5 protein-coding genes are annotated in these 13,690 nt (G+C 39.5%); all 5 read right to left on the bottom strand.

What is annotated here, in order from left to right; translation table 11 throughout:
- Positions 1-141 precede the first annotated feature (141 nt).
- Positions 142-2,700, bottom strand: coding sequence for a glycoside hydrolase family 2 protein (locus tag PHT93_RS03410; protein ID WP_300239568.1), 2,559 nt, complete (start codon positions 2,698-2,700; stop codon positions 142-144).
- A gap of 70 nt (positions 2,701-2,770) precedes the next feature.
- Positions 2,771-4,660, bottom strand: a complete 1,890-nt coding sequence (locus tag PHT93_RS03405) for an AMP-binding protein (RefSeq protein WP_300239480.1) — start codon at positions 4,658-4,660, stop codon at positions 2,771-2,773.
- A gap of 9 nt (positions 4,661-4,669) precedes the next feature.
- The gene (mfd, locus tag PHT93_RS03400) at positions 4,670-8,029 is read right to left on the bottom strand and encodes a transcription-repair coupling factor (protein WP_300239478.1); all 3,360 of its coding nucleotides are present in this window, start codon (positions 8,027-8,029) and stop codon (positions 4,670-4,672) included.
- Between the two features lie 332 nt (positions 8,030-8,361).
- Positions 8,362-9,864: a SusD/RagB family nutrient-binding outer membrane lipoprotein gene (locus tag PHT93_RS03395; protein ID WP_300239476.1), complete on the bottom strand. Its 1,503-nt coding sequence runs from the start codon at positions 9,862-9,864 to the stop codon at positions 8,362-8,364.
- An 18-nt stretch (positions 9,865-9,882) separates the two neighbouring features.
- Positions 9,883-13,110, bottom strand: coding sequence for a SusC/RagA family TonB-linked outer membrane protein (locus PHT93_RS03390; RefSeq protein WP_300239474.1), 3,228 nt, complete (start codon positions 13,108-13,110; stop codon positions 9,883-9,885).
- Positions 13,111-13,690 lie beyond the last annotated feature (580 nt).

Genomic DNA, 13,690 nt, shown 5'->3' with positions numbered 1-13,690 from the left:
TATTTTTCCTAAAGCTCCCTAATGCTTAGTCTTTAATAATATTTAATCTGCATTGTAAGTCATACAATAATCTAAAAACAAAGGGATGGTTACTAATGTTTTGTAACCACCCCTGTTTATTGTAATTTATAACCTGATGACTTAATAGGCATCACTTATACTGACACTTTTTAGTTGTTTGTCAAATGTAATTTTATCCAAAGATGTTTTTACATGTATTTTTACCGGCTCTCCTGGAAGCAGGTCAAAATAGTTGTCCGAGAAGAAATTGTCTATTCCTTCAATACTCAGAAATACCCCGCGCGCAAATGTGTCGCTTTCAACTGTTACGTCAAAACCATCCGAAGCAGGTGTCGATTGTAGTTTAATATTTGCTTTCGGGAAGTCAATATCCTTATAACGAGTAAGGAAATAATTGCTTGAGACTGTTTCACCTTTATTGGGAGTGAAACGAACGTTAACAACTACTTCGTTCGCTTTTTTATCGCCCAGCAACTTTTCAATCTTTTCCGTCAGTTGGATTTTACTGGTATTTGCCGGCAGGGTTACATAGACTTTTTGGGTGGTAACAACATTACCCTTTAGATCTAATACACGGAGAATTAAGTGGCCTTTTATTTTATATAAATTGTCAGAAACAACATATACATTAAGAGTTCCATTCTCTGCAATAGGAGAAACCAAAATATTAGCAAATGCTTTTTTAGCAAAATAATGCTGCGCTTTCCAACGTCCGTAATAATCACGGCTTGACCAAGAAGCTACCGGCCAGCAATCATTGTGTTGCCAGTAAAGAGAACCCATACAATAAGGCATATCACGACGGTGCGCTTCGATTGCTGTCTTGATTGCGTCTCCCTGCAATAATTGTCCCATATAAAGGAAGTTCTGGAAATCTTTAGGCTTGCGGTATTCGTTCAACAAATACCATTCTATCAGTCCGTTTGCATGACTACCGCCACGTTGGTGAGCCATCATCACTTCTGAGAAGATATCGTGATCACGTTCTTCCGGTGCATATTTCAATACGGATTGATATTCCGGGAAGGATTGGAAACCATATTCCGAGAAGAAACGGGCACGTATATGGTTGTAATTTGCAATAGAATCCTTCGCATGCCATACACCCCAATAGTGTGCGTCTCCGTTTGGATTCCAATTGACTGTTCCCGATTCACATTTGGCATCCGGATCGCCCCCGTAAGGTGAAGATGGCCAATAGAATGCTGTTGGGTCATATTCTGCTACAGCTTCTTCTAAGACACCGTGGAAAACATCTTTATAATCTTTACGCATTTCATCCAATACACCTAATTTTTTAAATTTAGGCATCCATCCCCAGTTAAACCAAGCCGTGTGACTTTCATTATTCCCACACCAGATGGCAATACTCGGATGGTTACGTAGGCGAATGATATTATCTTTTGCTTCATGACGGATATTATCCAACATTTCAGGATTCATCGGGTAGGTACTGCATGCAAACATGAAGTCCTGCCATACTAAAATGCCGTATTTGTCGCATAACTCGTAGAACATGTCTTCTTCATAGATACCACCTCCCCAGATACGAAGCATATTCATATTGGCATTTACCGCATCAAGAATTGTTTTTTCGTAGTTCTTGAATGTGAGGCGTGGAAGGAAATTATCCTGCGGAATGTAGTTGGCTCCTTTAGCAAAAACATTTACTCCATTTAAACGGAAATAGAATGTATGTCCGAATTCGTCTTTCTCATTGATCACTTTCAGTTCGCGGATACCCAAATTTTCTGTGCGGCTATCGGCTTCTTTGCCATTAAATGATACGGTTGTCGTAAATGAATAAAGATGAGGCTCACCCAGACCATTGCTCCACCAAAGTTTCGGATTGTTAACAACAATGTCTTTTTCAATCAGATTTACCCCTTTGGTGAGCGAGGCTTTCGTTGTCCAACCGTTCTTGATTCCATCAGCTTTGATCGTTAAAACAGCTTCTCCTGCTTTATCTGCAAGGACTTCTGCTTTAACTTTGATGTTAGCACGTTTGGCAGAGACCTTCTCCTGTATGTAGTGTACATTATCAATCCGGGCATTGTTCCATCCTTCCAGATAAACCGGACGCCAGATACCGCTGGTAACCAAACGAGGCCCCCAGTCCCATCCGTAATGATAACCTGCCTTACGAGCAAAGACGCTTACTTTTTTATCAAAGACACCCCCATTTTGCGATTGGTCGTTTCCTGCTTCATTTACATAATTTAATGCGTCAAACTTAGGTATATCCATTTTAATCGGAGAATGAAAATAAATACGCAATTCGTTATCCGCTTTTTTAAGTAAACCTTTTACATCCACTCTCCATTCACGAAACATATTGTTTGCTTTCAGGATACAAGAATCATTCAGATAAACATCTGCATAAGTATCCAATCCTTTGAAATCAAGTTCAATATTATCTTTGTCGAATAACTCGGACGATACGTTCAATTGTATTTTGTAAATCCAATCTTCTTTATCAATCCATTGAACGCCTCTTTCATTCAATCGAAAGAAAGGATCTTCAATAATCTTGTTGTCCATCAAATCGGTGTGTACTACACCGGGTACTGTTGCGGGATACCAGTTGTTCCCTCTTTCTTGTTTAAAAGTCCATCCTTTGTCAATTTTTTGGTTGACAACTCCATCTGCCCAGATCGGCGTTGAAATTAATAAGGCCATGCCTGCAAGGGCTGTGGGAATAATTGTTCTAAAACTCATAAGTCTAAATTTTTATTAGTGGTATATTCTATTACAGAGATTTTTTGTTTTCACTATTCAGAGGATTCTTGCCCTCTGCCAGATATAAATATTCAATTCTGTTTGCGTATGCTTTTTCCACTTTGCCCCGAACAATCTTCATGGTACTGTTTACCATTCCGTTTTGTTCTGTAAATGGCTCCGGTAGCACTGCAAAAGAAGCAGGTAGCCAACGTTCCGGAAACATACCGAATAGTTCGCCTCCTTTTTTGAACTTGTTGATGTCTTTCAGAATTAGCCTGATTGCTTCTTCTTTTCCTTCTTCTGATGCAAAATCGGCTACATTCTTTTTCAGATATTCTTTGTTGGGAACCAACAAAGCGACCGTGTAAGGATTCTGATTGTTGTACAAAATTAATTGGTCAATAGACGGGGAGTGTTCCACTAAGGCTTCTTCAATTCCTTCCGGACTGTATTTCTCACCGTCACTACCTATCAATAAGCTTTTGAATCGTCCTAAAACATACAATAGATTATCCTCACTCATATAGCCCATATCGCCTGTATAGAGCCAGCCATCTATTATCGTTTCTTGTGTTGAGGAAGGATTTTTCCAATAACCAGCCATTACATTTTCTCCATGAATGACGATTTCGCCTTTTTCTCCTTTGGGTAGTTCTTTTCTGTCATTGTCACAAATTTTGACGTCGAGTGGCTGAACCAACACACCGCTACTGCCGAATTTATGTCTTCGCGGACCGTTGGTCGAAATGACAGGGGTTGCCTCACTTAATCCATATCCCTGATACATCGGGAGACCTATAGCATAATAAAATTTCTGCAGGTCTTTATCAAGTAAAGCACCACCTCCGATAAAGAATCTCAGTTCTCCACCAAAGTTTTCACGTACCTTGGAAAAAACAATCTTATCGAAAAGAGCAACAAGAGGTTTCAGTATAAAACGCCAACCACGTCCCTTATCATCACCTCCATCACCATTATATATATAAGCAATCTTCAAACCTATATTAAACAGACTCTTGACTGTATCTCCTTTCGCATTGATTCCCTGTTCAATGTTCTTTTTAAAACTTTTTGCTAGAGCAGGAACGCTTAAAATAAGATACGGTTTGATTTCTTTAATGTTGATCGGGATATTTTTCAAGGTTTCCATTCCTGTACGGCCTACTTGTACGGTGGCAACAGATGCACCTTGAGACATGAAAATATAGAATCCAACGACATGCGCGAAACAGTGATCCAATGGTAGGATGACTAATGTACGCCAATTGCTGTCTATGTCAACGCAAGTAAGCGACTGCTCTACGTTTGCCGTATAATTACGATGAGTCAGGATCACCCCTTTCGGATCAGCCGTAGTTCCTGAAGTATAAGTAATTGTTGCATAATCATCATTCGTTAAAGAATGGGCAACCGTAAGAAGTTCCTCCAGCGAATGTTCTTTCAGCCAGTCTTTACCCAGTTCGATCACCTGATTCATGGAGATTTCTTTCTCTCCATATTGAGGTTGTTCGTCAAATAGGATGACTTTTTCTACTAAAGGCAATTTATCTAAAATAGATTGTATTTTCTTTAGCTGGTTTCCGGAAACGACAATATACTTTACATCCGCGTGCTGTAAGCGAAATAACAAGTCGTTCGCCTCTTCTAATTTAATAGATAAAGGTACATTTGTAGCTCCCGCGTAGAACATCGCTAATTCACCAATGATCCAGGCATTGCGCCCTTCACTTAGCAAAGCCATATGATCCCCCTTTTTTACACCTAAAGCCATCAATCCGGCACCGAGTGCATAGACCTGATCCTGTACCTCTTTGTAAGAAGTCGGTTCGAATTTATCTTTCTTTTTCTCCCACAGAAATGTGTTGTTCGGGTATTGCTTTACAGACCCTTCAAACAGGTCAACAATTGTCTTTTTCATGCGTAGCAATTATTTATTGAGTTCTATTTTATCTATCTCTTCAAGAATGGCACAAGCCGTTTCTACAGTTGGTACATTCTTTATAACAATGCTTCGTTTATTGTTTTGCTCCCGCAGGTTACACCCTCTTGGATTCCATTGGATATAACGAAGGAGCTTGTCGAACGCCTCGCTTTGATAATATGAACTATCCGTATTGGAAACAAGGAAGAGGCTCATTTGCCCTTTCTTCATAATTACTTTTTCCATACCTAATTTTTTTGCAAGTCGTCGTAGGCGTACAATCCGGATCAACTCTTTTCCTTCTTTGGGAATACGTCCGAAACGATCCTTCAAACGTTCCGAGAAAGATTGTATCTCATGCTCTTCCTGCATATTATCCAATTCGCGGTATAAAGATATACGTTCTGAGTCATTTGGTATATATGTTGGAGGAAACATTAACTCCAAATCACTTTCGATATATGTTTCACGAACATATTCGCTACCACTCGTGCGTTTGCCGTCCGCTTGTGTTTCGTAGAGACCGGAAAATTCTTCTGTTTTTAATTCATCTACCGCCTCTTCCAGAATCTTTTGATACGTTTCATAACCAAGATCGGCCACAAATCCGCTTTGTTCAGCCCCGAGTAGATTGCCAGCTCCGCGAATATCCAAATCTTGCATGGAAATGTGAATACCGCTACCCAATTCAGCGAAATTCTCTATAGCTTGCAAACGACGTCTGGCTTCTTGTGTTAATGAAGAGAGTGGGGGGGAGAGCAGGTAACAAAAGGCTTTTCGGTTACTTCTTCCAACGCGTCCGCGCAATTGGTGCAGATCGGAAAGCCCGAAATGCTGCGCATTATTAATGATGATCGTATTTGCATTCGACACATCAATCCCACTTTCTATAATACTGGTCGCAATCAGAACATCGTATTCATAGTTTACAAAATCAAGCAGTATCTGTTCTAATTTTCCCGGATCCATTTGTCCGTGTCCAATACAAATACGAGCGTCAGGAACTTCACGTTGAACCAATGTCGCTATTTCATGAATGTTTTGTATCCTGTTATTGATAAAGAAAACCTGTCCGTTACGACTCATTTCGAAGTTGATAGCCTCACGGATAATATCGGGATTGAATCGTTCTACTTCGGTTTGCACCGGATATCTGTTGGGTGGGGGGGTGGTGATATTACTCAGATCACGTGCACCCATAAGCGAAAATTGTAAAGTTCGGGGAATAGGAGTCGCTGTCATCGTCAACGTATCCACATTGCTCTTCATCTGACGTAATTTTTCTTTAACAGAAACGCCGAACTTCTGTTCCTCATCTATAACAAACAATCCGAGATCTTTAAAACTGACATCCTTTCCAACCAATCGGTGTGTACCAATAATGATGTCTATTTCTCCATCTTTTAAGGCCGTTAATGTCTTTTTTATCGTTCCTGCAGATTTAGCTCTGCTTATATAATCTATTTTACAAGGGAAATCTTTCAGTCGTTCTTTAAATGTCTGATAATGTTGAAACGCGAGAACCGTTGTCGGTACTAATACGGCAACCTGTTTATTATCTGACACTGCTTTAAAGGCTGCACGGATAGCGACTTCCGTTTTACCGAATCCGACATCTCCGCAAATCAAACGATCCATCGGGCGATTATTTTCCATATCCGCTTTAACCTCTGCCGTAGCTTTCTCCTGATCTGGTGTGTCTTCGTAAATAAAACTGGCTTCTAATTCATGCTGCATGAAACTGTCAGGCGAATATGCGAAGCCTGTTTCCTGCATACGCTTTGAATAAAGTACAATCAGATCGCGGGCAATATCCTTGACCTTGCTTTTTGTCTTTTCCTTTACCCGTTCCCAAGCTCCTGTGCCTAATTTGTTCAGTTTAGGCGGCTCGCCACTTTCTTTTCCTTTATACTTAGATAATTTATGCAGAGAATGAATGCTGACGAATATAATGTCGTTGTTGAGGTAAACCAATTTAATTACCTCCTGAATATTGCCGTTGATCTCTGTACGAACCAATCCTCCGAATTGTCCCACACCATGATCAATATGCACCACATAATCTCCAATAGAAAATTGGTGCAACTCTTTTAAAGAAAGAGATATCTTTCCACTTCTTGCTTTGTCGCTCTTTAAATTAAATTTGTGAAAACGATCAAAAAGTTGATGATCAGTGAAAAAGCAAGCCTTAAGCGAAGCATCTGCAAAACCGGCGTGTATTGTTTTATTGACGGGCGTAAACGAGATAGCATCCCCACGATCTTCAAAGATCGCTTTAATACGGGTATTTTGTTTCTCTACATCACTTAGAATATAAATTTGGTAACCTTTCTCTATGTAGTTAATGAAAGAAGAACTAACCAGATCGAAATTCTTATGAAAGATGGGTTGCGCTTCTGTAGAAAAAGTAATAGTCGCTTCAGGTACCCCCATTGGACGTGTACCAAAATGAATACGTTTAAAATCCAACAGGCCACGTAAAAATATATCTCCGCTGAGTAATCTCTTTCGCATTTGCTCCTGGTCGGAAAAAGAATCCTCATCACCGATAATGGGAGCCTCATTATATATACTGTCTATTCGTTCTTTGCACCATTCCAAATCATACAATCCGAAAATTGTATCTTTCGGAAGCGAGTCCATGAGAGAGGTATTGCCACCTCCACTTCTACTCATTTCAGGAATAATATAGATCGAATCTAATTTTTCTTTAGATAATTGCGTTTCAACATCAAATGTACGGATTGTCTCCACCTCAGTCCCGAAAAAATCAATACGAAACGGATACTCATTAGAATACGAAAAGATATCTAAGATACTACCGCGAACAGCATACTGACCGGGTTCATAAACATAATCTACCTGTTCAAACCCGTATTCATCTAATACATCCGAAACAAAAATGCTATCTAATTTTTCTCCGACACTGATCTGCAGCGTGTTTTCTCTAAGTGTTTCTCTGGAGATAACCCTTTCTGCAATAGCATCCGGATAAGTGACGATAACAAATGGGGAATTTTCCTTTTGCAACATGCTCAATACCTCTGTCCGCAAAATTTCATTTGCCGGATCCGTATGCCCATATTTAATTGCCCGTTTATAAGCTGAGGGAAAGAAATAAATATCATCAGAAGCCGTAAGTTGCATTAAATCATGATAAAAATATCCCGCTTCTTCCAAATCATTTAAAATACAGACATAGCTACCCCTTCTTTTAGTGAAAAGAGAAGCTATTGTCATTGCCGCACCTGAGCCGCTCAGGCCTTTCAGAAAAATATTTCGAGATGTTTTGTCCTTTAAAAGACTTCCTAAAGCCATGACTTCAGGATGGGCGGCATACAGTTCTACTAAATTTTTTACCTCCACGTAAATCATATGTTTTCACAACAAAGGTACGTAATAAAAATAATTGAGGGTTACGAATCATATAAATTCCATTTGGATTGTATGGACTACTACTGATGATTAATAGTAGTTCTAAAAATTTTGAGGCGCCTCAACTTTCGTTTCCAGGCGCCTTAAAACTTTTTTTATCACAGATTCAAATTTTTTCATTGTACAGATTTCCGTTTTTAACCCATGTTATAGGTATGATCCGGTCAGGTTGGATTTTAGATAATTAAAAAGGGTGTCCGAACAAAGGACACCCTCTTTCAACAAGTCAAGGTTCAAATGTGTGTTTATGTATTAGAAAGAATTTAATTTACCCCGGTACGTTTATCCCACCAAAGCTGTTTACCCCAAACATAATCAACTACATTTGCAGCTGCAGCTGTTACATTCGTTTTGTTATAAAGATATTGGTTGTTTGGATATGGGAAGCGGAAAGGTACATCATTGTGTATGCCATTAAATGCGGAGCGTGCTCCCGGATACTTTGGAGATACTCCATCAGCCGCTTTAGAAGTGTGAATGTAGGTAGGATAGCCGGTTCTGCGATACAGAGACCATGCTTCAATATTTTGTTTGAAGAGCGCTACCCATTCTTCAAAGTATAAGCGGGCATATGTGTCATCCCATTTACCTTTACCTGCAAGATATGCTTCTGTTTTTGCTTCAGTAATATCATTGTCTGTCATGGACAAGCGAACTCCTTTTTCATAGGCTTCTTTTGCCGTCATTGGAACGTTCCATCCGTTTAATGCGGCTTCAGCCATCATGAAATAACTTTCGCATGCACGATAGAATGGAGAAAAACCATCCGGATCTTCACGATATTTTACTCCCATGCGAGATATGGCATCACGATTTTCAGGGTCGGTCTTTGAACCATTTTCGAAACCGCGGTATTCACCATCCGAAACCGCAGGTTTAGCGATAACTGCAATACGAGGATCTTCCATCATCTTCATGTGATCAATAAATATGTCAGCCATACCATCGTCGTCGCGGTCTTGGAAGTTGTCATAATATCGTTCGTAATAATCACCGGAACCTTGCCACCAGAAGTAAGCATTTTCGTCTGTCTCGTCAATATATGGGTATTTGTCCGGATTATTGTATATCTCTTCGATGATAGATTTAGATTCTGAATAAACACCTGAAATACGCATAGCAATACGCAAACGGAGTGAATTGCAATACTTTTGCCATTGTTCAATATCGCCATTGAACAAGAAGTCGCCACTGCCTATGTCGTCTGTACCTAAACCTTCTGCCCAACTGTCAGCAACCGTTTTCAGGTTGGCTAAAATCTGAGGATAAATCGTAGATTGTTCATCATAAGGAGTCTGTAATACGGATCCGGCTTCGGGAGAACCCTTAAACGCTTCTGAATAAGGTATATCCCCGAAACAATCTACAGCCATGAACATCAGGTAGTTTTGCATTAAAAGAGATACGTTGCGAATATTCTTATTGTCTTCAGTAGCGTCTGCTGTCCTATCCAATATATCCTGCAATTGTACATGCCCCCAGTAGCAATGATACCATCTGTTTCCATACGTGTTATTTGTCGGGATATAACCACTATAGTCATTCAGATACTGAATCTCTGAAACATAACCAGCCCATTGAGCAATATCCAAATCTCCTCCGAACCGATCGGCTGTTAGACGAATAACATCCGCGAAAATATTTGTGTACGGTACAGTTGAATATGCGTCCGGGTCTGTGTTGATCTCATCAAATGAGCTGGTACATCCTACCGTTGTCGCGAAAAATATAGATGCTGCAGCTAATGTTTTAAATATCTTTTTCATAATTCAAACAGCTTTTAATTAAAATGTTAAACCTAATTTAAGACCGATACTGCGTGATCCCGGAGTTGATGCCTGTTCGAATCCTACACCACGGCTATCACTGGACACACCACCGGTTTCCGGATCCAAACGCAAAGTATTGGATGAGTGTACCCAAAGCAGGGCAAGGTTTGTTCCGATTAATGATACTGTCGCTTTCTTGAAATATTTAGTTTTGTTCAATATTGCTTTTGGGAGTTCATAAGACAGATATACTTCACGTAGTTTCAGGAACGAACCGTCGAATACGTAGGTTTCGGATGTGCCATAAGAATTAAACCATGTATAAGCATTTGTCTTTATTGTGTTTTCCACCCAGTTACCACTTGCGTCCTCCATAACAAAACGTTCATCAGTCTGAACATCTTTACCACCTATAACATCTTTTTCACGAATTCCGTTTTCAGCTGTCACATAAGCAGTACCGGCAGAATATGAGTGAGACATAGATTGAGACCAGATATCACCGCCAATGCGTAAATCCAATAAGAAACCGAATGCCAGATTCTTATAATTGAAATCCTGACGCCATCCCATTAAGAAGTCCGGAGTGACATTTCCGATCACTTGAGCAGAGGCTGTCGTCGGTTTTCCATTTGCATTTACTTTGATTGCTCCGATTTGATCGGCAGAGGCTGTATTTGCTTTCACATCATCTTCAGTTATACGTGAATAGCCGGTTCCAACCAAGTCGCCCCAAGTAGAACCCACGCGTGCTTGTGTGGCAATACCCCAGGTCCAACCAATCTGATACGTATCCAAACCGGAATATAAGCTTACAACTTTACTCTTGTCTTTTGCAAAGTTCAGAGTAGAAGTCCAGTTCAATCCCTCTTTGCTGCGAAGCACATCACCTCTTAATTGGATTTCAACCCCTTTATTGTCTATCTGTCCGGCATTAACCAACATGGAAGAGAATCCCACTACATTTGATGTAGAAACAGATAATATCTGATCTTTGGTTTGTTTCTGATAATAAGCTATATCAAAATGTATGCGATCGTCTAATAAACCAACCTCAGTACCTATTTCCCAAGTAGTAATACTTTCCGGTTTTAAATCGAGATTAGGGTATGAGTAACTCTTATACATTTGTGCTACACCATTAAATGATGAACTTTCAGCATAATAATAGTAACTATTGCGATAAGCACTTGTAGCTTTACCGATCTCGGCGATACCTGCACGCAGTTTCCAGAAAGAGAGGACGTCTCCTTTGATGCTTTCAAACGATGCTGTCGGAATCCAACTCAAACTTGCTGAAGGGTAGAAGAAATCTTCATGTATTGTGGAACTCCAGTCGTTACGCGCGCTGGCTTCTAAATAAAGTTGATTTTTCCAGCCTAAAGAAGCATTGGCATAGATTGAATTCGAACGTATGTGGCTATGGTCTATTGTTGCTGTCGCGTCACCGGATTTGTTTGCCAAAGTATAAACACCAGGAACAGTTAAAGCTGTTGCTCCCAAAGCGTGAGTTTCCCACGTAAGATCTCTATAGTTTGCTCCTACTATACCTGAAAGATTGATATCTCCAAATGTTTTGTTTACAGAAGCAATAAAGTCGGTATTCAACTCTGTGTTTTTGGTTGTTTGCTGTAAGAAACCACCGTCAGGCCAGTCACCACGATCAAAATAGTGTTTTTCAAAAGTCTGCGCGTTGTAATAGTCGAAACCTACACGACCTTCAAACTTCAGCCATTCAAAAGGTTGATAAAATAATGATGATTTCCCAAATATACGATCACGCTGGTAACTGTTCGTGTTTTCATATAAGGAAAAATAGGGGTTCATGTGATAATAATCAATCCAGTTATAATAGGTATAGTTACCTTGAGCATCCTTCTGGTCCCAATTGGCTTTTAGTGTCTTCATATTGATCTGACGGCCAGACCAGGTTATCAAAGAGTTCATCGGGTTGTTACCATATCCCTGAGTAATTAAGTTGTCACTCTGTGTACGGGTGTAACTGGCGTTCATAAGATACGAGATATATTTATTCAGTTTAATCTCCGTGTTCATCTGACCGGAATACTTCTTCTGGTCTGTGTTAGGCACAGTACCTACCTGATCGCGGAATGACAATGATGCACGAGTTGTTACTTTTTCACCCTTTGCCTGAACTGATATGATGTGGTTCATTGAAACACCTGTCTGGAAAAAGTCTTTTATGTTATTCGGGCGAGAAACCCAATCCACATATTCACCATTACTGTCATACTGACTGATCTTCAATCCAGCGTCCAGTCTTGGTCCCCAAGACTCGTCATAACCAACATTGACCCCTTTTGAATAATCAAAACCGTATTGAGTTGCATAATCCTGATAACTCAGATCGGAATGACTTCCGTTTTTCCAGTGCCATTCATCACCGTCATGACCTTGACCGTATAAGTTTTGAAGTTTTGGAATATTTGCGACTTGATCCATAGTAATGTTCATGTCATATGAAACAGAAACGCCATTCGCATTTTTACCGGATTTGGTCGTAATTAAAATTACACCGTTACCTGCACGCATGCCATACAAAGCCGCAGATCCACCTTTCAAGACCGAGATTGACTCTATATCTTCCGGGTTGATATCGTTAAGGCCGGAACCGTAGTCAACGCCATTGTACGTATTGTCTCCAGAACGTTGAGTATCATTGGCGATTGGAACGCCATCTACAACGACTAATGGCTGTTGGTCTGCACTTAATGAAGAGTTACCACGAATCGAGATACGTGAAGATGCACCAACAGAGCCTCCAAACTGGTTAATCTGAACTCCGGCAACCTTACCTGCCAACGAGCTGGTCAGACTTGTTGCACCGGCTTTTGTCAACTCTCCCGATTTTACTTCCTGGACAGCATAACCCAAAGATTTCTTCTCGCGATTAAGTCCCATTGCGGTTACAACAACTTCATCCAATTTTTGCGAGTCTGTTTCAAGTAAAATGCGTAAATTCGCTTGAATAGCCACCTCCTGGCTTTTCATACCCAAATAAGAAACCACTAATGTCGTTGCAGAATTAGGTACATTCAGTGTAAAAACACCGTCGAAGTTTGTTACTGTACCGATAGTAGTGCCTTTTACTACTATCGAAGCTCCAATTACCGGCTCTTCTCCTTCTGCGGAAAGAACAAGTCCCTCAATAGTTCGGGTTTGAGCCAGTGTAATCCCTATGCTTCCTAACAAGCATAAAAAAAGAAAAGTCAATCTTTTCATAAACACTCTTTTTTTTCGATTTGATTAATACTAAGCGTAAAGTTTTTATTTAACATAAATACAAGATAACTACATAATGAATGTCAATATGACAGAGTTTGAATGGAAAAAGGCGTGTAAGTAATAAGGAAAATCTAATGATGTTTTAAACGCTATTTCCAGTGGTAAATTTACACTTATTTAATTATTAAACAATATTTTTGTTATTTTATTTTGGTTTAAAGTAAGATTTAGACAAAAGTAAATATTTTAACAGTTTCTGTTCAAGATTCAATGAGTCAAAGATATATATATAATATAATGGTCTATTTGAGATATCTTTTTGTCAATAATAAAAATTCTGCTTAATACATTTATTGAAAGTGAAAATGTACATTGTAGTTCGTATTTTTAGAAAAAACTGTTTGGAGGTAAGGTGAAGTCAGATAGTTCAGAATGAGCTGTCTATATATATATTGGTTTTGAAATTAATCCCTTGGAAGAATTAAAAACACGAAATAATGGTCAAATAATAAAATGATATAATAAAATTCTATTTTCGGTCAAATCGACATTTTGTTGATCTGTAAGAGAAAAGTGA

The organism is Massilibacteroides sp. (genome assembly GCF_028705895.1).
GTDB lineage: Bacteria > Bacteroidota > Bacteroidia > Bacteroidales > Tannerellaceae > Massilibacteroides.
This window is presented reverse-complemented; position numbering and strand designations above follow the sequence as displayed.